Source organism: Cohnella hongkongensis, from assembly GCF_042654645.1.
Lineage (GTDB): Bacteria > Bacillota > Bacilli > Paenibacillales > Paenibacillaceae > Cohnella > Cohnella hongkongensis.
Genome location: NZ_JBHSEP010000022.1, coordinates 60,206 through 85,907 on the forward strand (window position 1 = coordinate 60,206; position 25,702 = coordinate 85,907).

20 protein-coding genes are annotated in these 25,702 nt (G+C 57.9%); 13 read left to right on the top strand and 7 right to left on the bottom strand.

The window, feature by feature from the left end:
- Nucleotides 1-67: 67 nt before the first annotated feature.
- The 3 genes from ACFO3S_RS22765 to ACFO3S_RS22775 all read right to left on the bottom strand — a co-directional run bounded on the left by ACFO3S_RS22765 (nucleotide 68) and on the right by ACFO3S_RS22775 (nucleotide 3,309).
- Entirely contained in the window at nucleotides 68-904 is an 837-nt protein-coding gene (locus tag ACFO3S_RS22765; protein ID WP_378100743.1) for a carbohydrate ABC transporter permease, read from the bottom strand.
- The gene (locus ACFO3S_RS22770; RefSeq protein ID WP_378100744.1) at nucleotides 901-1,839 is read right to left on the bottom strand and encodes a carbohydrate ABC transporter permease; all 939 of its coding nucleotides are present in this window, start codon (nucleotides 1,837-1,839) and stop codon (nucleotides 901-903) included. The genes ACFO3S_RS22765 and ACFO3S_RS22770 overlap by 4 nt, the downstream gene beginning before the upstream one ends.
- 132 nt (nucleotides 1,840-1,971) lie before the next feature.
- On the bottom strand, nucleotides 1,972-3,309 hold the full coding sequence (locus ACFO3S_RS22775; protein WP_378100745.1) for an ABC transporter substrate-binding protein: 1,338 nt from the start codon (nucleotides 3,307-3,309) through the stop codon (nucleotides 1,972-1,974).
- 276 nt (nucleotides 3,310-3,585) lie between these two features.
- Here ACFO3S_RS22775 and ACFO3S_RS22780 point away from each other — a divergent pair, with 276 nt between their 5' ends.
- Nucleotides 3,586-5,904, top strand: coding sequence for a helix-turn-helix domain-containing protein (locus ACFO3S_RS22780; RefSeq protein WP_378100746.1), 2,319 nt, complete (start codon nucleotides 3,586-3,588; stop codon nucleotides 5,902-5,904).
- A 21-nt stretch (nucleotides 5,905-5,925) separates the two neighbouring features.
- Here ACFO3S_RS22780 and ACFO3S_RS22785 read toward each other — a convergent pair whose 3' ends face one another.
- Complete coding sequence (locus ACFO3S_RS22785; protein WP_378100747.1) at nucleotides 5,926-7,986, bottom strand: transglycosylase domain-containing protein; 2,061 nt, start codon at nucleotides 7,984-7,986, stop codon at nucleotides 5,926-5,928.
- A gap of 234 nt (nucleotides 7,987-8,220) precedes the next feature.
- Here ACFO3S_RS22785 and speE point away from each other — a divergent pair, with 234 nt between their 5' ends.
- Nucleotides 8,221-9,048 (top strand): polyamine aminopropyltransferase, encoded by an 828-nt coding sequence (gene speE / locus ACFO3S_RS22790; protein ID WP_378100822.1) that lies wholly within the window; start codon nucleotides 8,221-8,223, stop codon nucleotides 9,046-9,048.
- A 19-nt stretch (nucleotides 9,049-9,067) separates the two neighbouring features.
- Complete coding sequence (speB, locus tag ACFO3S_RS22795; RefSeq protein WP_378100748.1) at nucleotides 9,068-9,940, top strand: agmatinase; 873 nt, start codon at nucleotides 9,068-9,070, stop codon at nucleotides 9,938-9,940.
- Between the two features lie 113 nt (nucleotides 9,941-10,053).
- Here speB and ACFO3S_RS22800 read toward each other — a convergent pair whose 3' ends face one another.
- Entirely contained in the window at nucleotides 10,054-10,827 is a 774-nt protein-coding gene (locus ACFO3S_RS22800; RefSeq protein ID WP_378100749.1) for a DeoR/GlpR family DNA-binding transcription regulator, read from the bottom strand.
- Nucleotides 10,828-11,064: 237 nt separating this feature from the next.
- Between ACFO3S_RS22800 and ACFO3S_RS22805 the strand changes: the two genes are divergently transcribed.
- The 9 genes from ACFO3S_RS22805 to ACFO3S_RS22845 all read left to right on the top strand — a co-directional run bounded on the left by ACFO3S_RS22805 (nucleotide 11,065) and on the right by ACFO3S_RS22845 (nucleotide 21,035).
- Nucleotides 11,065-12,393 carry an ABC transporter substrate-binding protein gene (locus tag ACFO3S_RS22805; protein ID WP_378100750.1) on the top strand — a complete coding sequence of 443 codons (1,329 nt, stop codon included), beginning with the start codon at nucleotides 11,065-11,067 and terminating at the stop codon, nucleotides 12,391-12,393.
- A gap of 270 nt (nucleotides 12,394-12,663) precedes the next feature.
- Nucleotides 12,664-13,404 (top strand): carbohydrate ABC transporter permease, encoded by a 741-nt coding sequence (locus ACFO3S_RS22810; RefSeq protein WP_378100751.1) that lies wholly within the window; start codon nucleotides 12,664-12,666, stop codon nucleotides 13,402-13,404.
- 20 nt (nucleotides 13,405-13,424) lie between these two features.
- Nucleotides 13,425-14,243, top strand: coding sequence for a carbohydrate ABC transporter permease (locus tag ACFO3S_RS22815; RefSeq protein ID WP_378100753.1), 819 nt, complete (start codon nucleotides 13,425-13,427; stop codon nucleotides 14,241-14,243).
- Nucleotides 14,244-14,261: 18 nt separating this feature from the next.
- Nucleotides 14,262-15,272, top strand: coding sequence for a zinc-dependent alcohol dehydrogenase (locus tag ACFO3S_RS22820; protein ID WP_378100755.1), 1,011 nt, complete (start codon nucleotides 14,262-14,264; stop codon nucleotides 15,270-15,272).
- A complete protein-coding gene (locus tag ACFO3S_RS22825) occupies nucleotides 15,266-16,708 on the top strand; it encodes a xylulokinase (protein WP_378100757.1) in 1,443 nt (480 codons plus the stop codon). Before ACFO3S_RS22820 ends, ACFO3S_RS22825 begins: the two co-directional genes overlap by 7 nt.
- A gap of 35 nt (nucleotides 16,709-16,743) precedes the next feature.
- Nucleotides 16,744-18,495 (top strand): class I mannose-6-phosphate isomerase, encoded by a 1,752-nt coding sequence (locus ACFO3S_RS22830; RefSeq protein WP_378100759.1) that lies wholly within the window; start codon nucleotides 16,744-16,746, stop codon nucleotides 18,493-18,495.
- A 33-nt stretch (nucleotides 18,496-18,528) separates the two neighbouring features.
- Nucleotides 18,529-19,320, top strand: coding sequence for a glucose-6-phosphate isomerase family protein (locus tag ACFO3S_RS22835; RefSeq protein ID WP_378100761.1), 792 nt, complete (start codon nucleotides 18,529-18,531; stop codon nucleotides 19,318-19,320).
- 22 nt (nucleotides 19,321-19,342) lie between these two features.
- Nucleotides 19,343-19,921 carry a glucose-6-phosphate isomerase family protein gene (locus tag ACFO3S_RS22840; protein ID WP_378100763.1) on the top strand — a complete coding sequence of 193 codons (579 nt, stop codon included), beginning with the start codon at nucleotides 19,343-19,345 and terminating at the stop codon, nucleotides 19,919-19,921.
- The gene (locus ACFO3S_RS22845) at nucleotides 19,911-21,035 is read left to right on the top strand and encodes a mannitol dehydrogenase family protein (protein WP_378100765.1); all 1,125 of its coding nucleotides are present in this window, start codon (nucleotides 19,911-19,913) and stop codon (nucleotides 21,033-21,035) included. Before ACFO3S_RS22840 ends, ACFO3S_RS22845 begins: the two co-directional genes overlap by 11 nt.
- A 67-nt stretch (nucleotides 21,036-21,102) precedes the next feature.
- On the opposite strand, the gene ACFO3S_RS22850 is transcribed toward ACFO3S_RS22845, so the two are convergent.
- Both ACFO3S_RS22850 and ACFO3S_RS22855 read right to left on the bottom strand, forming a co-directional pair.
- Nucleotides 21,103-22,653: a response regulator gene (locus ACFO3S_RS22850; protein WP_378100767.1), complete on the bottom strand. Its 1,551-nt coding sequence runs from the start codon at nucleotides 22,651-22,653 to the stop codon at nucleotides 21,103-21,105.
- The gene (locus ACFO3S_RS22855) at nucleotides 22,628-24,439 is read right to left on the bottom strand and encodes a cache domain-containing sensor histidine kinase (protein WP_378100769.1); all 1,812 of its coding nucleotides are present in this window, start codon (nucleotides 24,437-24,439) and stop codon (nucleotides 22,628-22,630) included. The genes ACFO3S_RS22850 and ACFO3S_RS22855 overlap by 26 nt, the downstream gene beginning before the upstream one ends.
- Before the next feature lie 286 nt (nucleotides 24,440-24,725).
- On the opposite strand from ACFO3S_RS22855, the gene ACFO3S_RS22860 reads away from it, so the two are divergent.
- On the top strand, nucleotides 24,726-25,688 hold the full coding sequence (locus ACFO3S_RS22860) for a carbohydrate ABC transporter permease (RefSeq protein ID WP_378100771.1): 963 nt from the start codon (nucleotides 24,726-24,728) through the stop codon (nucleotides 25,686-25,688).
- Nucleotides 25,689-25,702: the final 14 nt, after the last annotated feature.

Here is a 25,702-nt window from a genome sequence, read left to right on the forward strand (position 1 = left end):
GGCTGTCTCAAAGCGGGTTAACCCCGGCTCAGGAGACAGCCTGTCGGCGATTCGGGAGGCCGCTCGCCTACCCTTTTACAGCGCCGGCGGTCAGGCCGGACACCATATACTTCTGGAAAAAGAGGAACAGCAGCGAGATCGGCACGATCGACGTGACGCACACGGTCATGATGCTGGCCCAATCGTACGACAGCTCCCCGATATAGCGAATCGAGATGCCGGCGTTCAGCGTGCGCAGCTCGTCTTTATTGATCAGCGTGAGCGAGTACAGAAAGTCGTCCCACGACAGAATAAACGAGTAGATGCCGATGGAGAAAATGCCCGGCTTGGTCAGCGGCATGACGATCCGGAACAGGATGCCGAACCGGCTGGCCCCGTCGATCTTCGCGGACTCCTCGAGCGCGATCGGAATGTTGTCGAAGAACACCTTGATCATCCAGATGGAGAACGGCAGGCTGGCCGTCGTCAAGGCGATGACGAGCCCCGTTCTCGTATTCAGCAGGCCGTAGCCGTTGTAGATCGTATAGAGCGCGATCAGCAGCGAGACGACGGGCAGCATCTGGGTCGAGAGAATCGAGAACATCGCCAGCGATTTGAAGCGGAACTCGAAGCGGGAGAAGCCGTATCCCGCGAACATCGCGGCGATCAGCGTAATGGCCGTCGAGCCGAAGCCGACCAGCAGGCTGTTGCGGTAATACGTGATGAACACGCTGTCCGCGAACAGCTTCTTGTAGTGCGAGAGCACCGGCTCGGACGGAAACCACTCCGGCGGAATGCGGAACAGCGCCGAATTGTCCTTGAACGACGTCAGCAGCATCCAATATAGCGGGAATACGAGAAACAGCAGGAATGCGGCGGCGACCAACAGCGTCGGCCCGGCCGCGAGCGTTTTTCGGAGTCTCAATGCACCGCGCCTCCTTTGTCTTCCCCGATTGCGAACAGTCTGTTGTAGATCCAGGAGAACAGCAGCATAATGACCAGCCAGATCGCCCCGATTGCGGCTCCCTTGCCAAGATCCAGATCGATGAACGCCGTCTTGTAGCTGAAAATCGCCAGCGTCGTCGTCGCGTTGACGGGGCCGCCGCTCGTCATGATCCAGAACAGCGGGAACATCTTGAAGTTCTCGATGCAGGCGATCAGCGTGACGGTTTTGATCGTATTTTTCAGCATGGGCAGCGTAATGTACAGAAACTGCTGGCGCTTGGAGGCGCCGTCGATTGTCGCCGCTTCGTACATGTCGCTGGGTATGCCCTGCATGCCGGCGAGCAGCATCGTCACCATGAAAGGAAGCTGCTTCCACAGGGCGGCGATCATGACAGCCCACAGCGCGAGCTGCATGTCGGAAAGCCATTGGAGCGGCTGATCGATCAGATGCAGCGTTTGCAGAATATAGTTCAGAACACCGTACTGCGGCTGGAACAGCCACATCCAGAGGAGCGCGCCGATAATGGTCGGAACGACCCAAGGAATCAGAATAACGGTCCGGAGGGCTCTCCGGAACGGAATTTTCCCGTTCAGAATAAGGGCCAGGGCCATGCCCAGCACGAATTGGACGGCCACGACCGAGAAGACGTAGCGGAATGTGACCCCGATCGAGTGGACGAAGCTGCCGTCCGCGAACAGCTGCTTATAATTGTCGAACGAGTTCCAGACCTGCGTCTTCATGCTCAGTAGAGACACCTGGAAGAAGCTCATATAGAGCGACTTGACGATCGGAATGCCGATCGTGGACAGCAGCAGAATGAAAGCGGGACAGATGATGACGGCCAGGAAGACGGCGTCCTTCGCTTTTTCGCTCAAGCGGGCGTTTCTTCGTTCGAGTTGAAGCGGTTTTTGCACGGAATTTCACTTCCTTGTGGCGGTTTGGTTGCCGGATGCGGGCATGACGAAATAAGCATGGGGCCGCTTTAGCCAGCAGGTTATCGGGCGGCCCCATGCGGGAGCGATACGGGTCGGGCTAGGCCCGGCCTGTTATTTCATGATTTGCTTCAGCTTCGCATCCAGCTCGGCCGCAACTTTCTCCGGGCTTTCGTTCGCGACGGCTACCTTCTGCACCGCTTCGGCGATTTCCAGATACGCCTGCTCGAGTCCCGGGTTGTTGGCCGGAAGCGGCTTGATCTTCGTCATCTGGTCGACCAGCGTCTTGTCGAAGTCGGTGGAGTTGAACTCCGGTAAAATGCTGATCGATTGGCGCGCGCTCATGACGTCGCTGTTCTGGTGATAGAGCGAGATCATCTCCGCGTCGGTCAGGAACTTGATGAATTCCGCGGCCATCTCCGGATGCTTGGAATCCCTGCTGATGACCAGGCCGTGAGCTTCGCCGATGGAGACGTTGTCGCCCGTCTTATTGACCGGAATCAAGGCCGCTCCCCATTTCTCGTCGAACGCTTCGCCTTGGCCGCTCAAGTTCTGGAACACCTTCCGTCCGTAGTAGCCGTCCGAATACATGCCGAGCCGTCCGATGCTGAACAGGTTGCGCAGATCCTTCAGCTTGGCGCCCTGCGGAGACAGATTGTTCTTCACCAGCGATTGGTAATAGGCCAGCGTTTCGACGACTTCCGGCGTATTGACGTTCACTTGGCCGTCTTCTCCGAACAGACTGCCGTTAAAGCTGTAGATGTTGCGCAGGGCGATCATGCCGTTGATCGGCAGCTTCTCCGTCGCTTCCCCGAGTCCGTAGATTTGCTCGCCGCTGTCCGTCTTGAGCTTGGAGATCTCTTCGGCGAACTGCAGCATTTCGTCATACGTTTCCGGCGCGCGGTCGGGCAGTCCCGCTTGCTGGAACAGCTCCTTGTTCCAGTAAAGCACGTAAGGCGACGGAGCCCACGGCACGCCCATCAGCTTGCCGTTATAGGTGTAATCCTCCTTGTAGCTGGGAAACAGGTCGTCGATATATTCCTGACCGAGCAGATCGTCCAGCGGGACGATGATGTCGGAAGCCGCATAGGTCGGGAACGTGGCCGTGAAGGTTTGGATCATGTCCGGCGTATTGCCGGAGGATGCCATGACGAACGTCTGCTGCTTGATATCCCCGAACGGGATGCCGATATATTCGATCTTGACGTTCGGGTGAAGCTCCGTGAACTTCTGCGCCATCTGTTCCAGCGCTCCCTTGGTCGCTTCTTCGCTGATGCTCCACGAAGCGAATGTCAGCGTGATCGGTTCGCCGTCAGCCGGCGAGCCCGCTGACGAAGCGGCGGCAGGCGACGGGGAGGAAGCGGCAGGCGCGTTTTCTTTGTTCGAGCTGCACGCCGCAAGCGTCCCGAAGACCATGATCGCGGCCAGAGGCAGCGTCCATTTTTTTCTCATGTTAGGTGTGACCTCCAATTTTATAATCGATATTCGCAGGGGGTTGCCTTGCTCGGTTTATCATAGAACGGCCGCGGCCTGCGGTAAATCACACATTTCTGACGTCCGTATCCCGAATCAGCACATTTGGCGGTATCAACTTTTTGACATCGATGTTCAATTCCTGATATTTGACCGCTGCGGCAGGGGTTGCGGTTCCCAATTCCGATTCGGCTGTGCCATAATCGTAGATGCGACTTGAGCGAGACAACATGGAAGCGAGGGGCTGTAATGGCCGTGAAGCAGCGCTGGACTCCGCGCAAACCAAACAAGCAATTCGTGCTTTATTTTCTTTCCTTCTTCCTGGTCATTTTGCTGCCCGTTATTCTGCTAAGCCTCTCTTCCTATAAACTGATGTATTCTACCATTCTGGACGAGATTCGCCAAGGCACGTCCAACGCGATGAGGCAAACGGGCTTGTCGGCCGACCGGCTGCTGCTGGACGTGACGACGTTATCGGTGCAGCTGGGCCTGGACGGCAAAATCTATACGTCCTCGACGAACGTGGACGACCCGTATCTGCTGAACGAGATTCGGGACCGCATCTCCACGCTCGCTTCCGAAAGCGGGTATGTGCAGGCGGTGCAAATTTATTTTCGCAAAAACAATCTGATTCTCTCCTCGGACGCTCCGAACCGACACTATACGAATCAGGCGAACGACGGCTGGATTCGCGAGTTTTCGGCCAGCGGCAAGGAGCAGCTGTGGCTGCCTACCCGCTCGTTCGTGGATCAGGACGGCAATGTGCAGCGCGTCATGACGCTTGTGCGCAAATTTCCGGTCGCTTTCCCCAGCAATACGGGATATGTGGCGATTCATATGTTCGAGGACCGGTTTTACGAGCTGCTCGAGGTGATGGGAGCCGACCGCGACAACCGGATCTATCTGGCCGACTCCGGGGGAGCCGTCCTCTCGGCGTTCCCCCGACCGGCCAACGAGGAGGAGCTTCGGATGGCGGAGCGGGCGGCCGCGCTGGCTCCGTCGGAGGAGCGGCGTTCCTGGGTCGGAAGGTTCGGCGGGCAGGAGGCGCTGATCTCGATCGGGTCACCGCTGCAGAACGGGTGGACGATCGTCTCCGTCGATTCGCTGGGCTACTTGGAGAACCGGCTGGAATACATCCGCAGGGTCATCGTGCTGACGGGCTTCCTGTTGGTGGCGCTGGGCGCGGTCATCTCCTTCTTCCTGTCCCGGTCGATGTATAATCCGATTAAACGCCTGTTCGAGAAAACGAAGCGCGTTCAGAAGGAGCTGGCGCTGCCCCCCTCGTCGGGGAAGCCGGACTCTCTCGTCTACGTGGCGGGCATGGTGGATCAGCTCATTCACAGGCACAAGGAGCTGGAGGCCGCAAACGAGGTCGGCCACTCGGCGATCGTCGACCGCTTTCTCTACCAATTGTTCTATAACCGGGTCAGCGGGGATTTGGAGCAAAAGGTGGACGATATGAGGCTGCCGATCACGCCGCAAGGCTTCATCGTCATGATCGTCGAGCTCGACGGGTATGCGGACTTGAGGAAACGATACAGCGCGAGCGACCTGAACCTGCTCCGCTATGCGACGCACAATATCGTGCAGGAGGTCGTTTCGGGCCACTACGTCTGTCTGGGGACGGAGATTGCGGACAATCAGATTGCGGTGCTGGCGAATCTCGAGTCGGCGGCCGAATTCGACCGCGTCCGCCTGGCGGAGATGGCGGGGGAGATCATTCAGGCCGTGCGCTCGTATTTGAATCTGTCGGCGACGATCGGCTTCGGCCAGCCCGTCGACGCGCTGGCGGACGCGCATATGTCCTTCCAGCAGGCTTCCGACGTTATTCGCCGGAAGCTGCTGACGGACGATCGCAAGACGCTGTTTCACGAAGACGAAGAATATGCGCCGGCCTTCCAATATTTCTACCCCGTCCGGCTGGAGAAGCTGCTCATGAACCATATTCGGGCCGGCAACGAGCAGCAGACGCGAGCTTGCCTGGAGCAGCTCAAGGCGGAGCTCAAGAGCCAGCCGGGGCTGTCCCACGAGATGGTCTATCGCGTGTACCACCGTCTGATCGACGGGGCGATCGATCTGGCCGTCGATGCGGGTCTGCCGTGGGAGAACGTCTTCGGTGAAGGGAACGTCTACCGGGAGCTGGCCAGACACGAGACGATCGAGAGCATCCATCTCTGGCTGGACAAGCTGTTTCTGGAGACGATCGTTCAGCTCAGAAACCATCAGCGCAGCCCTTCGAAGGTCGATGCAGCTGTCGCGTATATCGCGGAGCATTATCGCGAGGACATCTCCGTCGAGCATATCGCTGACGCCGTGCAGCTGAACCCGGCCTACCTCAGCCGAATCTTCAAGCAGTCCACGGGCAAGACGGTGCTCGAGCATCTGACGCTCGTCCGCCTCGCCCGAAGCAAAACGCTGCTGCGCGAGACGTCGTTCAATCTGAGCGAGATTGCCCAGCAGATCGGCTATAACAACGCGAACAGCTTTATTCGTTTTTTCCGCAAGTACGAGGGCGTGACGCCGGGCGAGTTCCGCAAGCTGCAAGATCAGGCGGCCAAGGGCGGAGAAGCCTGAAGCTTGCGGAGGCGGGGCGCCTCAGGAACGCCACCAGCGGCGCAGCTTGCTCCACCAGGGCCGGCTTGGCTGATCGGGCCGGAGCGGATTCGGCTCGGCGGCCGGTCCGAGGGGCCCGCACGGCAGAGCCGGCTCGGTGCCTTGCAGGAACACCTCGACCGCTCCTTCTCCGGGACAAGCGGGAGAGGCGAGAAGTCCGGTCGTCGGATCGATATAGGCATGAACGACGCCTTCCGGCACGGGAAAGCCCTGCGGAGGAGATCCCGCCAGCGCCGACTCCGTGAACTGGGCGAAGATCGGCGCGGCCCGGTGCGCCTCTCCCGACGTAATCGGCCGTCCCCGGTCGTAGCCGACCCATACGGCGGTCGCCAGCTCCGGCGTATAGCCGACGAACCAGGCGTCCGAGTCGGTCGTGCCCGTCTTGCCTGCGACAGGTCGATTCAGCATTTTCGATATTCTCCGCGCGGTTCCGCCCCTGTCGAGTACGCTTTTCAGGAGATGGGTCGTCACGTAAGCGAGGGCGGGCTCGATGGCCGGATCCCGCTTCGGATGGCTTTCGTACAAAATTTTGCCCCGGCGATCCTGAACGAGCGTAATCGCCACCGGCTCGACCCGGTAGCCTCCGCTCGCGAAGACGGAGAAAGCATAAGCCATCTCGAACGGGCTGACCGGGAACGTGCCGAGGGCGAGGGAAGGCACCGCTTTGAGCCGCGAGGAGATGCCGACTTTGCGCGCCATGGCGATGACCGCTTCCGGTCCGGTCTGCATGATCGTATGAACGGCGTAGATGTTGTCGGAGGCGGCGATCGCTTGACGAAGCCCGATATCTCCGTGGAAATAGCGCCCGTTGTAGTTGCTCGGCCGGTAGATCTGGCGATCGTGATCGAAGTAGAACAGCGTGGGCTCGCTGCGAAAGCGCGTCGCGGGCGTAATCGTCCGGCTCTCCAGAGCCGCCGCGTACACGATCGGCTTGAAGGAGGAGCCCGGCTGCCGCGTCGTTGCGAACACCCGGTTGTACTGGTTCGCGCGGAAATTCCGACCTCCGACCATCGCCTTGATATAGCCGTTGCGGGGATCGACGGCGATCAGCGCCGTCTGCAGCTCCTCGTTCGCCCCCTTCAATCCTTTCTTAACGGCAGCTTCTGCCATCTGCTGCACGCGAAGGTCGAGCGTCGTCCGGATCGTCAGTCCCCCTTCGTTCATCAGCCTCTCGTCGATGCCAAGCTGTTCGACCGCGACCTTCTTGACGTATTCCGCGAAATAGGGGGCGGCGCGCTCTTCCTCTTGAGGCAGAGGCCGAACGGCGACGTTATCGCGGAGGGCCCGGTCGGCCTGCAGCTTCGTGATCTGGCCGGTGTCGAGCATCGCGTGCAGCACCTTGCGCGAGCGCGCCCGGGAGCTCTTCGGATTCAGATGCGGGGAGTAGTAGCGCGGCCCCTTGGGAATGCCGGCGAGCAGGGCGCTCTCGGCGACGGTCAGCTCCTTCGCGGACTTGCCGAAGTAAAGCCGGGCCGCGGCCTCCGCGCCGTAAGCTCCGTGTCCGTAGTAGATCTGGTTTAAGTACAGCTCCAGAATTTCTTCCTTGTCGAAGGTTTGCTCCAGCCGGGCCGCGTACCAGGCTTCCTTCAGCTTGCGGGTCCACGTGCGCTCGTGCGACAGATACAGATTGCGGGCAAGCTGCTGCGTGAGCGTGCTTGCGCCCTGCTCCTTGGACATGTGCCGCAAGTCGATCCAGGCCGCCCTCGCCAGACCGCGCCAGTCGACGCCCGCGTGCTCGTAGAAGCGCCGATCCTCGACGGCGAGGGTCGCTTTGATCAGCCACGGAGAGATATCGGCCAGCCTGGCGGTCGGCCGGTTAACGCCGCCCTTGAGGCTGGCGATCGTCTGTCCGTTCGCGTCGACGATCCGGGTCGTCTGCATTGTCGCTCCTGCGGGGAGCGGCGCGTATTTCAGCAGCAGGAAGCCGGCGGCGGCCATAGCCGTCAGCGTGAACAGCGTCATCCAGCCGATTCTGCGCCGAAGCTTGATCCATACGGGGGCTCGGCGGTCGGCCTGTTTGCTTTTGTCGGCTTGACGTTCCATCCTAAGGCCTCCTTCGGAGCGTGGGTGGAAATCGCTTCCTCCGTAGTATGGAGAAGGAAGGGGAAGGCTATTCCCGGCAGCGTCGTTGCGGGCCGAACCGATAATCGTCAAGGGAAGATTAAATTCCGCATCGAATTGTTGATTTTTGGCGTCGATCTTATATAATACTTCTAGTTTGGTACAATAAGCGGGCAGCATTCAGCTCATAGAAAGTAGGGATCGCGCATGTCCTCCATGGAACTGTGGTATACGGAGAAGCAAACCGAGAATTTCGGCATCACGATGAAAATTAAACAAACGATGGTCCACGAAAAGACGGATTTTCAGGAGCTCGCCATGATCGAGACGGAAGAGTACGGCAACATGCTCGTGCTCGACGGCATGGTCATGACGACGGAGAAGGACGAATTCGTCTACCATGAGATGGTGGCGCACCCGGCGCTGTTCACGCATCCGAATCCGGAGAACGTGCTCGTGGTCGGAGGCGGAGACGGCGGCGTGATCCGCGAAGTGCTGAAGCATCCCGAAGTGAAAAAAGCGGTGCTCGTCGACATCGACGGCAAAGTGATCGAATATTCGAAGAAATACTTGCCTTCCATCGCGGGCAAGCTGGACGACCCTCGCGTCGAAGTGATCGTAAACGACGGCTACATGCATATTCACGATCATAAAAATACCTACGACGTGATCATGGTCGATTCCACGGAGCCGGTCGGCCCGGCCGTGAACCTGTTCACGAAGGGCTTCTATCAAGGCATTCACGACGCGCTGAAGGAAGACGGCATATTCGTGGCGCAGACGGACAATCCTTGGTTCAAGGCCGATCTGATCCGCAGCGTCAATCGCGACGTCAAGGAAGTGTTCGACATCGTGCGCGTCTATGTAGCGAACATCCCGACCTATCCGAGCGGCCTGTGGACGTTCACGATGGGCAGCAAGAAATACGATCCGCTGTCCGTGGACGAGAGCAGGCTTCCCGAGCTCGACACCCAATATTACTCGCCTCGGCTGCACAAGGCGGCGTTCGCGCTTCCGAAGTTCGTCGAGGATCTGACGAAATAAAAGGAGACCCGCTAACGCTATGCGCTTAAACCAAGCCTATTCCGGCAACGTGTTCATCTGCAGCTCCGACGATTACGCGGCTTCCCGAGCGGTCATCTACGGAATGCCGATGGACTACACCGTCTCCTTCCGTCCCGGCTCTCGCTTCGGTCCCGGCCGCATTCGCGAAGCTTCCGTCGGTTTGGAGGAATACAGCCCGTATCTGGATCGCAGCCTGTACGATCTGGCTTATTTCGATGCGGGCGACTTGCTGCTTCCGTTCGGCAACGCGGCGAAGAGTCTGGACATCATCGGCGACTACGTGCGAGGCGTGCTGGCCGACGGCAAAATTCCGGTCGGCCTCGGCGGCGAGCATCTCGTCAGCTGGCCGGTCATTCGGGAGGTCTACAAGAAGTACCCGGACCTTGCGATTCTGCACTTCGACGCGCATACCGATCTGCGCGAGGAATACGAGGGCGAGCCGCTGTCCCACTCCACTCCGCTTCGCAAGGCGGCGGAGCTGATGGGACCGTCCAACATCTACCAGTTCGGCATTCGCTCCGGCTCCAAGGACGATTGGATCTATGCGCTGGAGTCCGGGATCCACTTCCATCCTTTCGAGGTGGCCGAGCCGCTTAAGAAGGAGCTTCCTTTCCTGGCCGGCCGTCCGGTCTACGTGACGATCGACATCGACGTGCTCGATCCGTCGGCCGCCCCCGGCACGGGAACGACCGAAGCGGGAGGCATTACGTCGAAGGAGCTGCTGGAAGCGATCCACGCGATCGCCCGCTCAGGCGTCAACGTCGTCGGCTTCGACCTCGTCGAGGTCGCTCCGATCTACGATCCGACGGAGATGACGCCGATCGTCGCCTCGAAGATGATCCGCGAGATGCTGCTTGGCTTCGTAAAATAAAGATATGCGAATCTCAAAAATGCTCCCCCACAGTAACAGGTTCACCTGTCTGCTGTAAGGGGAGCATTTTGCATGCTTGGATAATCTTTCTGATTATCGCGGAAGCTCGTTCGCTATTCGGCGATATGAATGCGAATGCCCAGCTGGTCCAGCTTTTGGAGCACATCCTTCGGCGCGTTAGCGTCCGTTACCAGATGATCGATTTCCCCAAGCGGAAAAATCTCCGTCAAGGAGCTGACCCCGAACTTATCGGAGGTGATCAGCAGAATCTTCTGGTTTGAATTTTTCGCCATTCTTTTTTTCACTTCGATTTCCAACGGATTCGGGTCGGTAATGCCGGATTCAAGCGTGATGCCCGTGGCGCTGAAAAAGAAGATGTTGGAATTGTTTTTCTGGAAGAAGCTTTCGGCTTGTGAGCTGACGAAGGTGCGGGAGGTTTGCCGGAACAAGCCTCCGGAGGCCATCAAGCTTGCCTTGGGGCAGTGCTCGGCCGCAAGATTCATCACATCGAGACCGTTGGTCAAGAGGGTCACTTTGCGGTCTTTCAAATGAGGAACGAGGTAGGAAACCGTTGTTCCTCCCTCCAGCACGAGAATTTGATTGTCCTTTACGAACTGTTTGGCCGCGTATTTGGCGATCGTTTCTTTCTCCGCGTTATACACCGACTGCTTGCTTGCGAATTTGGGCTCGAGAAAATTGGTCAAAGCGTTGACGTGCATGACGCGTCCATGCTTGCGAATAATGATGCCCCGTTCCTCCAAAGAATTAAGATCTCTCCATACCGTCATGGAGGAGATGTTGAAGTGCTCGCACAGCTCTGCTACGGACACGTCGGAATGCTGCTCAATGTATTTTTCCATGCGAATCTTGCGCTCATCGGAGTTCACCCTACGATCCCTCTCCTTTCGTGATATATTATATCATCAAAAGGTGAATGAATGAATTCAAAACGAAAAATATAGAATGTAATCGTTGACATATATATTTTAACGATATAAAATAACAAATGAATTCGAATATATGGCTAAAAATGATATAAGATAACAAAAAGGGGTGATTGGTAGAAAGATAATATCAGCGAAAAGTTTTGGCAAGTCTATAAAATAAAGGGGTGCTTGATCATCATGGAAAAATGGATCCGTTCTGCGCTAGCGATATCTTTGGCATCGACTTTGGCTTTAACCGCTTGCTCTTCAGAAAAGCCCGAATCGACCTCGAATACGGAGAAGGAGACGGAGTCGGCCGGCAAAGGAGAAAAAATTACGTTTTACGCACAGTATCATCCATCGATCGACGCATTGAAACCGCTTATACCGGAGTTTGAGAAAGAAGCGGGGATAACGGTGGAATTGAACGTGCTGCCTTATCCGCAAATTTTGGATAAGCAGCAGGTTGCGCTGACGTCGGGCAGCGACGCGATCGACGTCGGTATGGCGGATCCGATGTATTTGAGCCAGTGGAACAATGGCGGAATGCTGACCGACCTCGGCGAACTGATCGCCGACAAGAACGTCACGAACGACGACCGGCTTGCTCTGGACGACTTTATGCCGCAGGCGCTTAAGCAGATGGCTAACGGCGGGGTGCAGTTTGCTTTGCCGCTGTACGCCGAAACGACAGAGTTATTCTATAACAAAGAGATGCTGGACAAGGCCGGAGTCGAGGTTCCCCAAACGCTTGACGAATTAATGCTTGCCGCCGAGAAGCTGCATGATCCGAAAAACGGTCAATACGGCATCGTGATGCGCGGCCAGAGAGGAAACGGACTGAACATTTTTATCTGGACCGGCATATACCGTTCCTTCGGCGGTCAATTCCTTGCGGGAGACGCCAACGATTTCGATACGCCGGCGGGAATTCAAGCGACGAAGTGGTACGGCGATATTTTGACCAAGTACGGTCCTCCCGGAGCGTCGAGCATCGGTTGGCAGGAGGCGCTGGACACGTTCGCGCAAGGAAAAGCGGCATTCATGATAGACGCTTCCACCTTTGCGGGCACGCTTGAGGATAAGACCAAGTCCGCGGTAGCCGGCAAGGTCGGCTACGCGCCGCTTCCGGAAGGCCCTAACGGCACCTTCCCCGCGCTTGCGGCTTGGGGAATGTTTATTCCTGAAAACTCGACTAAAAAAGAAGCGGCTTGGAAGTTTATTCAGTGGGCGCTCAGCCCCGAGGTGCAGCTGAAATCCGCCGTCGAGCATTCACGCTCCGACGTTGCGCGCCAGTCGGTATGGCAGGCTGACGAATACCGCAGCTTGTTCAGCGCGTGGGGGGAATGGTCGGACGTCACCTTCAACAACATTAACGTCGCGGCTCCCGATTATCGACCGATGATCAAAAACTGGACGCAGGTGGGAGATGAGCTCGGCACGCTCGTATCCGGCGTCACTTCAGGCACGCTAACGGCTGAAGCGGCAATGAAAAAAGCGCAAAACGAAATTAAAATCACTCCATAGTCATACCGAACGCATGCCGGGGTTTGGCACATTCGTCGACTACGTCGAATCGTGCGAAAGCCCGGCGTGTTTCTCCAAGGAGTCAGAAGGTGGGAGAAAATATTGAATGGCCATTTGTTGAATCCGTTTAGGCGCTTATCCCAGCGGAACAAAGTATTGTTCTAGATGCTGATGCCGGCTTTGGTATTTATCTTTGTGCTGACTATATATCCGACGGTTTATTTGCTTTACGTTTCCCTAACCTCTTATAACACGATGGAGCAGGGCTCCATGCGGTTTGTCGGGCTTGACAATTTTATTGCTTTCGTGAGCGATTCGAGCGCATGGCACGCCTTCTGGATTTCCATGAAGCATGTGGTCGTTACGCTGTCTGTGGAGCTGATTCTTGGAACGCTAACGGCTGTCGCGGCTTACCGGCTGCTGAACAAATGGTATTCGCGCTGGATGCGCACGTTTATCCTGCTTCCTTTGATGGTTCCCTCGGTGGTCACCGGGATCACTTGGGCGCAGCTGTTCAGTCCCACGAACGGATTTTTCTCTTATCTGGCCTCCAAGCTGGGATTTTACTCCGTCGGTTTTCTCGGCGACGCTTCTACGGCATTTTCCTCGCTCGTGGTTATCGACGTGTGGCAGTGGACGCCTTTCATTTTTTTGATGGTATTGGCCGGGCTGGAATCGCTCCCGCCTGAGCCGTACGAAGCGGCCGCCATTGACGGCGCAGGCAGAGCGAGAACGTTCTGGTCCATTACGATCCCGCTGCTGAAGCGGAACTTTCTGATTACGATCATTTTGAAAATCATTTTCAGCTTCAAGGTTTGGGCTGAGATTTATATGACGACTAGAGGCGGTCCGGGCAATTTGACCGAGACGCTGAACATTCATATTTTCAACGTCGCTTTTGTGAATAACGATTTCGGCTATGGCGGAGCGCTGTCGTTTATTTATTTGATCGCGCTGAACGTGATTTTGTTTGCCTTCTTCAAGGTGCTCTTTCCGAAAAATGCTTCATAATGACAGGTGGCGATTGCTAAATGAGAACCGGACGCGATCCGTGGAATTTCGTATATTTCTTATTTCTTGCGGCGATGCTCGTCTTTTGCGTTCTGCCGATTTATTGGATCTATTCTATTTCCGTCAAATATCCCGTAGATGCGCTATCGATGCCGCCCAAGCTCATCTTTACGCCGACGCTGGATAACTTTCGCACCATTCTCGAAAGCGATTTTTTCGGTCCTTTCATGAATAGTCTGAAGACGTCGCTTCTGGCGACCTTCGGCACGCTGCTGCTCGGCGCGCCGGCCGCTTACGCCTTCTCCCGCTGGGAAGGAAGACCGCTTAAAAATACGCAGCTTTGGGTGCTGTCGCCCCAGATGATACCGCCTATTGTCGTGATGGTTCCGTTTTTTCTGTTCTGGACGACACTGGATTTGACGAGCACCCACGTTCCTCTTGTCGTCATGCTGATCCTTGCCAATCTTCCATTGTGCGTTTGGATCGTGAAGGGCTTCTTCGACGATATTCCGAATGATTTCGACGAATCGGGCATGCTGGACGGCTTGAATCGGGTCACGGTTTTTTTTCGGATTGCGCTGCCGCTTAACCTTACGGGGCTCGTGGCTGCCGGAGGCTTTATTTTCATTCAATGCTGGAACGAATTTACGTTCTCTTTTCTGTTGACCGAGGAAGGAAACAAGACTCTGCCTGTGCAGATCGCGCAGTTTATTACCCCGACAGGCACGCTGTGGGGACAAATCACGGCTGCCTCCGTGTTGGCTATGCTGCCGCAAATCCTGCTGCTGATCTTTTTGCAGAAGTATCTCGTTCGCGGGTTCTCCATGGGGCTGAAATAAGAGAAGGGGGGATATGCGGTGAAAGCAGCACTACTGACGGCGCCGGGACAAATGATCGTTCGCCAGATAGAAGAGCCGGGACGGGCGACGGGAGATCAGGTGCTCGTTCAAATTCGGCGCGTTACGCTATGCGGCTCCGATATTCATTATTTCCTGCATGGGGCCGTGTCGACGCAAGTGGAGCTCCCCATTATTATCGGCCACGAGGCTTCCGGCATCGTGTTGGCAACGGGAGAACGGGTCACGAGCGTGAAGCCCGGCGATTGCGTGGCTATCGAACCGGGACGCTGGTGCGGCAGCTGCTCCTATTGCCGTCAGTCCCGTTATCAATATTGCGAGAATATGCGCTTCATGGCTTCGAAGGGTTATCCGGGGGCGCTGCAGGATCAGGTGCTGTGGCCCGAGTATGCGGTATGGAAGCTGCCGGACACGATGTCGTTGGATGAGGGGGCGCTGCTGGAGCCGCTCTCCGTCGCCTTTGCCGCGATGGAGCAGACCGATATGAGCAAAGTGTCGTCGGCGCTCGTAATCGGTGCGGGCTCGATTGGACTGCTGACCTACGAACTGCTTCGTCGGCTGTACCCGCACATCGTTTGCAGCGTGTCGGACAAGTTAAAGGAACGGTTCGAGCTGGCCGAGCGGCAGGGCTTCGAGCTCGATAGGCGGATCTTATCCGGCCGCGAAGGAGAGAGGCTTCCCGAAGCCGATCTGGTCATCGATACGACCGGGCATCCGGCGGCAATATCGGAGGCTTTCCATGCCATGAGAAAAGGGGGAGAGCTTCTGCTGATCGGCCTCTCGAACCAGCCTCTCGACCTCCGTGTGCTGGAGCTGGTGTACAAGGGGGCGACCGTCAGGGGAGCGTACCGTTACGCGCATACGTACCCGAAGCTGATCGAGCTTGCGGCGCGCGAACGGATGCGCTCGTCCAGGCTGATTACGCAGCGCTTTCGGCTGGACGACGTTCAAGAAGCGTTCCAGTGCGCCGCTCAACCGCAAAAAAGCTTGAAGGTCGTGATCGAATGGTAAGGAAAGAAGCGATTCTGACATTTGATATTGGAACCAGCTCGCTTAAGGCGTGTTTGTGGAATGATGAAGGCGGCGTTGTGGCGACCGAGCAGGCGGGGTACGATGTCGAGCTGGGGCCTGGCGGGGAAGCCGAACAGAATCCGGAGGATTGGCTTCGGGCGGCCTTCGATACCTCTGCGTCGTTGATGGAGAGGTTCGGTGCCGCCTACGAGGTGGCGGCGATCGGCCTTACCGGCCAGATGAGCGGCTGCGTGCTGGCCGACTCGGAAGGGCGAGCGAGGCTGCCCGCCATGACCTGGCAGGACAGGAGATCCGCATCCGTCATTCAGCCGCTCTCTCCGGCGTTTGCGGAAGGACAATTCTATGAATGGACAGGTCAGCGGTTTGACGCCGGTTTGCCTTTTGCCAAGCTGATGTGGATTCAGACCCGCTATCCGGAGCTGATTGCCGGAAGCACGATGTTCGATGCCCAGAACTGGCTGGCGTTCCGTCTGACGGGCGCAAGGGTCACCGACATTTCCAATGCTTCCGGCACAGGCATGATGAATATTCGTACGCGGGAATGGTCGGACGAGGTGTGCCGGGCGCTGAAGCTTCCGGCTGACGTGCTGCCCCGGATCGTGCCTTCCAGCGCTATCGCGGGCAGGCTGCTGCAGGCGCCGGCAGCCAAGCTCGGGCTTGCATCGGGCATTCCGGTCATCATCGGGATGGGCGACGGCCCCTCGTCCTGTCTCGGACTGGGCATCGCGGAATTCGGCCAAGGATATTGCCAGATCGGCACCTCGGCCTGGATCAGCACATACAGCAACCGTCCGCCGGAGCGCGGAGACCAAGGGCTGATGGCTTATGCCTACGGACATGGCTACGTGCCGACAGGCTCGATGCAGGCGGCCGGTCAAGCGCTGGCATGGGCCGAAGAATGGCTGGACGGCGCGAAGCTGGGCAGCTATCCGGACAGCAAGCTGCCCTATCATCTTCCTTATATGTTCGGAGAGCGATCTCCGCATTGGTTCAGCGAGCCTCGCGGCACTTTTTTCCAACTGGCTTCCTGGCACGGCAAAACGGAAATCTACACGTCCGTATTCGAGGGAGTTGCGTTTCAGCTTCGCATGATCAAGGATATTTTCCGAAAGCGGGGCCTGCTGGCTCCCGACCAGCCGCTGCTCGTATCCGGGGGTCTGTTACGGGCCCCGGATATGCCCGAACGGCTGGCAACCCTGTTGGGCGAGTCCGTCAGAGTTGCGGACGACCCCGTATCGTCGACGAGTCTCGGCGCATTTTTCTGTGCCAAGGCGGGGATTGAGGGCAAGGACCCGCTGCGGCTGGCCGCTGCGCCCGGCAGCCATCTCGTGTCAGGCCAAGACCGGGACGGGATCGTCTCGGATCGGTACGCCCGATTTTTGCGATATGTCGATCTGATATGCGACGGCGACTAAAACAAGCTTATAGATAGAAAAGGAGAAGAGACCTCATGAGCACATCCAATTATAACAAGTTCCCAGAAATTTGCATTCATCGCAATGAAGGACAGGCGTGGCAAGGCTATGAACGAATCGCGCGCGAGCTGGCTGAAGCGGCTTCCCGATCGGATAAGAAAAAGCGGATTCTGACGGTCGAATGCTATCCGTCGGTCAGGGAAACGGAGATTGCGGCCGGCTTGTCCGCCCATCTTCGCCCAAGCGTCGTCTTGTTCGCCAAGGATGCGGTAATCGATAGCGGCCTCTTCGAGGAGAAGGTGGGGAAATACCTGACGGACGACAGGGTCTTCGGATACATGTACCCTCATCGTCTGGAAGATTTCTATGACGCAGGCAAAATCGAGCGGCTGCGGCGATCGATTGAAGAAGCCGCCGACGGTGTAGTCGTGATCATCGGCTTCGGGGCTTCGCTCGTGGCCGAACCGGATCTGTTGGTCTATGCGGATCTGGCTCGTTGGGAAATCCAGCAGAGATACCGCAGCAAGGAATTCGGCAACTGGATGACGGACAATCGCGAGGAGGACATCCTTAAAAAGTACAAGCGGGGCTTCTTCTTCGAGTGGAGAATGGCGGACCGGTTGAAGCGCGGATTGTTCGAACGAATCGATTATTATCTCGACACCCATATTCAGGATGCTCCAAACATGATTACGGGAGCGGCGCTGCTCGAAGGGTTGGATCAGGTGGCCCGCCGTCCGTTCCGGCTCGTGCCTTATTTCGACCCCGGAGTGTGGGGCGGCACCTGGATGGAGAAGGTATGCGATCTGCCGCAGAGCGACAAAAATTACGCCTGGAGCTTCGACGGGGTGCCCGAGGAGAACAGCCTGTATTTGACCTACGGCGGAGTCCGCATAGAAACGCCGGCTGTTAATGCGATCTTCTATCGCCCGAAGGAGCTGCTTGGGGAATACGTCTACGCCCGTTTCGGAGCGGAATTCCCGATTCGCTTCGACTTTCTGGACACGATGGAAGGCGGCAATCTGAGCCTTCAGGTTCATCCGATGAGCGAGTACATTCGCGAGCATTTCGGGATGAGCTACACGCAGGACGAAAGCTACTATTTTCTCGACGCGGTCCCGGATGCGATCGTCTATTTGGGCGTGAAGGACGGGGTCGATCCGGAGGAAATGTTCGAGCAGCTCGAACGCGCGGAAAAAGGGGAAATATCGTTCCCTTCGGAACGTTTTGTTCAAACGTACCCGGTCAAGAAGCACGACCACGTTCTGATTCCGTCCGGCACGGTCCACTGTTCGACTACTGGTTCGATGGTGCTGGAGATCAGCGCTACGCCTTATATATTTACTTTCAAGCTGTGGGATTGGGACCGCGTAGGTCTGGACGGCAAGCCGAGACCGGTTCATCTGCGTCACGGCAAAGCCAACGTGCAGTGGGATCGCTCCGAGGAATGGGTGCGAAAAAATCTGTTGAACCGCGTAGAGAAGATAGCGGAAGGCGACGGTTGGGTGGAAGAAAGAACGGGCCTGCATGAGTTCGAGTTCATCGAAACGCGCCGTCACTGGTTCGATTCGCCGGTTCAGCACGACACGCAGGGCAAGGTGAACATGCTGAACCTGATCGAGGGCAGGGAGGCAATTGTAGAGAGCCCTGCGGGAGCGTTCGAGCCCTTTGTCGTCCACTATGCGGAGACGTTCATTATCCCGGCCAGCGTCGGTCCTTACACGATTCGCCCATACGGCGAGAGCGAAGGCCGGCGAATCGCCACGATCAAAGCCTTTATTAAATAATTCATCGGGGGGATCGGAAAGGGGACAACCATGATGGGGGAAAAGACAACTTTTTATCCGGGGCTGGATGTGTATATTCGACAAGATCCGCTCGGCTTCGCTTATGGAGACGGAGTATGCGGCCCTGCGCCGGAGCAGCGCACGCTGAGCCAGATTCGCGGCAGCCTGCGCGACGCGAACGCCAGCGGGCCCGAGATCGTATATGCGATTGCGATGGACGTATCCAAGAAGGAGCATCGGCAAAATCTGCTGGATCGCATGCTGCTGTTCGGCGTTGTCACGTACGCCTCGGGAAGGCTCGGAGACGAGCCGATCCGCAGCCAAGGCCATATTCACCGCGTATCGGAGCACAGCGGCTGGTCGCCGCCCGAAATCTATGAAATTTGGTCGGGCAAGGCCTACATTTACATGCAGGAAAAAGCCGAGGACCATCCGGGAAGATGCTTTGCCGTGTACGCGGAGCCGGGCGACGTCGTTGTCGTCCCTCCTTTCTGGGCGCATGCCACGATCAGCGCCGATCCGAACCAGGCGCTGACGTTCGGTGCGTGGTGCGACAGGGAATACGGCTTCGAATACGACGAGATCAAGGCGCGCAACGGACTGGCCTGGTATCCGATTGTCGAGAAGGATGGACGAATCAAGTGGGTAAGAAACGAGCGTTACGAGCAATCGGAGCTGGTGGTCAAAAAGCCGGGGGATTATTCCCGTTTGGGCATTACGAGCAATCAGCCGATCTACGAGCAGTTTGCCGAGAACCCCGATCGGTTTCAGTTTGTATCCAAACCGGGGCTGAAAGGGAAAAGCTGGATCTCGTTTACCCCATAAAGCGCAAAGGCGGTGCAGCAACATGATGATCTTACCTTCCCAAGCCAGCTTCTCCCCGTCGAACGGCCGATTGAGCGGGGAACAGGTCAACCGTGCGGTACGCAGGCTTAAGGACCTGAGAGGCCTATTTGCCGACGAGGCCGCGTTCCTTGCCATGGACCCCGAGCAAATCGTCTACGAGGTGCATGCGCACGATGCTTGCGGGCCTGTTGAGGGCGGTTTATTTTTCGGCGTAAGCACCCTATTCCCGGGCAAGGTCGGCCAGGAATATTTCATGACCAAGGGACATATTCACGAGCGGCGCAACCGGGGAGAATATTACTGGGGGATAGAGGGACGGGGCGCACTGGTGACGATGAACGAGCGGCGGGAGGCGACCGTCGCGGTCATCGAGCCGGGCTCTCTTCACTATGTTCCGGGGAATACGGCGCATCGAATAGCGAATACCGGAAACGTTCCGCTTGTCGTCGGAGCCTGCTGGCCGGCCGATGCCGGCCATGATTACGATGCCATAGCCGAGCGGGGATTCCCGGTTCGGATCGTGGAGGAGAACGGAGCTCCGGTCGTACGGAACAGGGAGGATGAACGGGATGGGAGATAGGACGGTTGTTCATTTCGGGGCGGGCGCGCTCGGCCGGGGCATGGTCGTGCCGCTGCTCCATGAGAGCGGGTATAACGTCGTGCTCGCCGATACGAACGCCGAGTTGAACGCGGCGCTCAACCGGGAGCGCGGATACCGGCTGGCGATTTCCGACGGCGATTCGGTCGAGCGCAAGATCGGCATCGTGGAGGCGGTATCGCCGATTACGGAAGGGGACAAGTTAGCGGCGTATATGAAGCAGGCCAACGTGATCACAACCTCGGTGCGAAGAGAAAATCTGATTCATGTGGCCCGGACGGTGGCGGAGACATGGGGGCATCAGGACGGTGAAGGGCGCCGAATCATTTGTTGCGAAAACATTGAACATGTCGGGCGGTATTTCAGCGGTCTGCTTGAACAGGCAGCCGAGGACGAGGGGCAGCATGCCCGCTTGAGGCGTGTTGCCGTTCCCGACACGATCGTGGATCGGATTTGCGCGGCGAATTGGCCGGAAAATACCGATGTGGTCAGCGAGGTTTATCACGAATGCTCCGTTGATGCGGCGACGCTGGCCGATACCGGCATTGCTCTTATACCGTCCGTAGAACGGATCGAGCAGCATTTTTCCAGGAAGCGGCTGCTGCTCAACACCTATGCCGACGCCATCTCTTTTCTGGCCAAGGCCGAGGATCTGACCTATCTGTACGAAGCGGCGCGCAGCGAGGAGATCAACCGCCGAATCGAGCCCTATATGGCGCTGCTTCAGGAAGTGCTTAAGCTGGAGTTCGGCTGCGACGAGGCTATGCTTCGCTCGTGGAGAGAAAAATACAAGCAGCGGCTCGGCAATGACGGAATACCAAGAGAACTCGGCACGGTGGCAAGAAATCTGAAGGCGAAGCTTGCTCCGGGAGAACGTTTTGTCTGGCCCTTGCTCAAGCTGCAGGAGCGCGGTATCGATATCGATCAGGGGGCGGCGTTTCTCGCTCACTTGATCCGTGTCGGTACGCGGCTTGAACCGGACTCCGATCTGCTGCAGTCCGGATTGTACGAGCTGTGGAACGGGTCGCCTGCCGGCAGACAGCTTTATGAGCAGGTTCGGGCTCATCTGGATTCCGCGAATCGACCGTCGCCGTAACACGCGCCAGCAGGAAAAGCCCGATATACGGAGGCCGCTCCGGGACACCAAATGCCCGGGCGCGGCCTTATTTATTTTTCTGAAACTGAGCCGGCGTCGTTCCGGCGACTCGCTTGAATATTTTCGCGAAATATTTGGGGTTGTCGAAGCCTACTCGTTCCCCGATCTCGTACCAGGGCAGCAAGCCTTCGCGGAGCAGCTCTTTCGCCCTGTCGACGCGGAGGTTGTGCAAATAATGAACGAAGGACTGTCCGGTGCTCTTGGAAAACAGAAAGCTGAAGTAGTTGTCGCTCAGATTCACGTGAGCGGCGACTTCCTGCACCCGCAGCGGATTGCGGTAATTCTCCTTCATGTACCGGATCGCTTGTTCGATCTCGCTCCTCCTTCCGTTCTGCGAGCAATCCTCCAGCAGCTCCCGCGCCACCGTATGGAACCGCCAGCACCACTCCCGCAATTCCTCGTAGGTGTCCAGCTGGTTGAGCTGCTCGAAGGGCGAGGACTGCTCCCAGAAGCCCTGCAGCGGATAGCCCCACTCCCCCAATAGGAGCGCGACCGCCGACTGCCATTGCAGCATCCGGTCTCGAACGAGGCGCGGGGCGACCCGCGTCGGCGGAACCGCGGGAAACAGCTCCTCGAATCTTCGGGCCGCCAGACCGCCGTCCGATTGCTCGAGCGCGGCCAAATAGGCTTTCAGCACCGCGGTCTCAGCGAAGCGGGCGGACTCTTCGGAGCTCTCGCCCCGCTCCTCCTCCGGCGAATAGAGATGAACCGCGCCGGGACCGGCATAGAATCGTCCGGAGAGCGCCTCTTGCGCTTCCCGGTAAGCTTCGGCCCGCTCCTCCGTCCTGCGCCGAACGGAGCCGAGGCCGACTGACAGCCGGGCCCCCTCGGGGCCCAGCTTCCGCAGCGCGGCTTGGAGATCGTCTCGCCAGCGTTCGGCCAGCGCTTCGTCGCTCTCTGAGTCCGCAGGTTCGGCGGAGGAGACGAATACGGAGTCCGGCGCGGCGGCGTGCACGATCGCTTCCCGCAAGCCGGGCTCCGAAGCCGCGGCGAGCAGGCGCCCCGCCGTCCCGCCGGCGGCGTCCGGAGGCAGGCGCACGATCCCTACGGCGAACAGCCGCCCTTCCGGAACGAATGGGCGACCTTCGCCGCCCGTCCGGGCGCCGGCCAGCCATTCCGGCAAGCCGAGCCCGGAAGCCGGCCCCGAATCGCTTCCCGACCGCTTTAGCAGTTCGCCCGAAGCTCCCTCCTTGGCGTTTTTCGCCTGAAGCACCGATTCCAGAAGCTCCTCCGGACTCATCGTCAGCTTGTGCACGTAATCGATCACGCCGAGCCGGATCGCTTCCCGGACCGCGCCGAAGTCTTCGCGCACGCTTAGAATCAGGATCGCCGTATCCGGAAGCTCCTTGCGCACCTGACGAATCATTTCCAGCCCGTCCATAATCGGCATCTGAATGTCCGTGATAACCATATCGGGCTTCAGCCGGCGGATCAGCTCCAGGCCGGTCCGTCCGTCCGCGGCGTCGCCGACGACCTGAATGCCGTGCTCCCCCCAGGGAATGCCCGACAAAATTCCTTTGCGCACGAGCACTTCATCTTCCACGACGACGATTCTCATCGTCTTCCTTCACCTCCGCCTCCGGCTCCGGTTGCCGCTCTAGCGGCAGCCGGATCGATACGTACGTTCTGCCTTCCTCTTCCGCTCTGCGAATGGCGACTCCGTAGCCCTCGCCGTACATCATGCGAACTCTCTTGTGCACGTTGCGCAGCCCGACGCTGGTGAAGCCGGCCGGCCGCTCGTCGTCGCCGATCCGTTCGGCGATGTCGCGCAGCCGTTCCTTGTTGACCTCCAGGCCGTTGTCCACGATTTCCAGCAGGAGCTCGCCGGGAGCGACGACCCGCGAGCGGATTAGCATCTCTCCCTGTCCCTCCTGGAAGGAGGCGTGCCGATACACGTTCTCGACGAGCGGCTGAAGCGACAGCTTCGGAACAAGCGCGTCCAGCGTCTCTTCTTCGAGCTGCTCCGATACGGAAACATGGTCTCCGAACCGATAGCGCTGAATCGTCATGAAATAACGGACGTTGTCCATTTCCTCCCGCAGGCTGATGAGCTCCTGCCCGCGATGGATGCTCATGTCGAGAAGATGGCCCAGAGACATGAGCATCTCGGTAATCGGCTTCGTTCCGGCCATGATGGACATCCAGCGGATCGTATTCAGCGTATTGTGCAAAAAATGCGGATTGATCTGGGCCTGCAGCGCCTCCAGCTTGGCCTGCTCGTGGTGTCTCTCCAGCACGATCTCGCGGTCGATATGGCCCCGCAGGCGGTCGAGCATTTTGTTGAAGGCTTGGCCGAGCAGCCCGGCCTCGTCTCTCGTCGCGATCTCCACGGTGACGTCGAGCCGCCCTTTCTCCACCTGCTTCATGACGTTTCTTAACCGGCGCAAAGGACGGGTAAGCATGTTCGAGAAAAAGACGATGACGCCGAGAAACACGACCATGCTGACCGAGAAGATCGTAATGGATACGTTGCGGATCCGGTCGATCTCGCGAAAGACGGCGCCGTGCGGCACGATCTGCACGATTTTCCAGCCCGTCATCGGCAGCGAATACGTACTCAGCACGAATTTGGCTCCGTTCGCCTGCGTGCTGACGGTGCCGTCCCCGGAGCTCTCGATCACGGGGCGCAGAGCTTCGTACAACGGAAGGGCCTCCTCCGGAAGCGGGGTCAGCGCCTGGTCGCCCGGCCCGACCAGCAGCCCGAAGCCGGGCGTGGCGGGATGGCCGGCCTGCAGAATATCGAGATACGATTGCGTCGGCTCGCTAATGACCAATTGACCGATTCCCCGGTTGCTCTCGTCGCGAAAAACCATCGATACGGTCAGCAGCGTCTGCTTGTCCGGAGCGGCGTAGCTGGCGTGATTCAACGTCCACACCATATAGCCGTTCTCCTCCAGCGTGTGCCGGAACCACTCGCTTTCCTTTATGGCGCTCATCGCTTGCGGCGTCCGGCCCCAATTGGTGTACAGCGAGCCGTAGTTGTCGAAGACAGAGAAATAGAAGCTGTCGCTGGCGGTCGCCGTCGACATTTCCAGAAACTTCTTGTCCATCACGTGGGTGTTGTCCAGCATATCGCGCTCCGTGACCGGCGGGCGCAGCAGCGCGCGCTTCACGTTCTCGTCGATGACCAGGGAGGCGGTCGCGTGCATCATCGTCTGCAGCTTGCGTTCAATATTCAGGTTGATCTGGTGCAGCCGCTCCTCGGCCGAAGACTCGACCTGGTGGCGCAAAATATTTTCGATTTCCTTATACGTATATAGGCTGGCTCCGAGAATCGGGACGAGCACGAACGCGACGAAAGCGGCAATCCATTTCGTGCGCAGACTGGTGAAGGGCAAGGCCATGGCTGCCGGTCTCCTTAGTGTCGGGTATTCAACCTTCCGTTTGCAGCAAGTGTGCCCCGCTTGGCGCATCCGAATCCTCCGCGCAGAGCGGCTCGAAGCGATGCGAGGACTTTCTTGCAATATAGCGCTTTCATTTCATCAGTATAGGCAGGCTTAGCCCTTCATGTAAACGAATTGGCCCGAATTCGGAGAATCGTCGCTCTTTTTCTTAAAATCGTAGCCCAACGCCCGAGAACGTCTTCCGGCTGAGCCGATGATCATAGAATTGTATCCGTTTTCAGCGGGAATGGGTGTATCGGGCCTGCGTCGGGAAGCGCTAACATGGGCGTTAGACTTCGGCAGTTGGAAAGGAGAGATCGTTATTCGCACGCAAAAGCAATCCGATACGCTGGCCGGGTGGATGTTCATCCTGCCCGCCATTGCAGGCTTCGGAATATTGACGATCGTTCCAATCGTTTTGTCGCTGGTGATCAGCTTCACCGACTGGAACTTTCTCGATGGGTTAAAAGGACTGAGGTTTATCGGACTGCGCAACTTTGTGGAAATGTGGTCGGACAAGTGGTTCGTGGACAGTCTGCGGAACAACCTGGTGTTCGCCGCGGTGACCGTGCCGGCCACGATCGTATTGTCCCTGCTGGCGGCGATTGGCCTGAACAAGGGCGTCTATCTGAAATCGCCGATCCGGCTCATGATCTTCATGCCTTACGTCTCCAACATCGTCGCTATCTCGATCGTCTGGGGAACGCTGTACAATCCGTCGATGGGGCCGATCAATTCGTTTCTCCGGAGCGTCGGCGTAACCGATCCGCCGGGCTGGCTGGCGAGCAGCGCCTGGGCGCTGCCCGCGATCATGATCATGACGATATGGGCCAACGTCGGCTACAACATGATTATTTATTTGGCGGGCCTGCAGGGGATATCCAAGGATCTGTACGAGGCCGCGAAGATCGACGGGGCGGGGCCGGTGCGCAGCTTCTTCCGCATCACGCTGCCGATGCTGTCGCCGACAACCTTCTTCGTCATGATCACCAGCATCATTCATTCGTTCCAGGTGTTCATCGCGGTGTTCGTCATGACGAAGGGCGGGCCCGGCTCGTCCACGACGGTGCTGACGTACTATTCGTACCGCACGGGCTTCGATTTCTACAAAATGGGCTATTCGTCGGCCATGGCCTGGATTTTGTTCCTGATTATTTTCCTGATTACGTTCCTGCAGTGGCAGGGACAGAAAAGATGGGTGCACTATTGAGCCGCAGCTAAGAG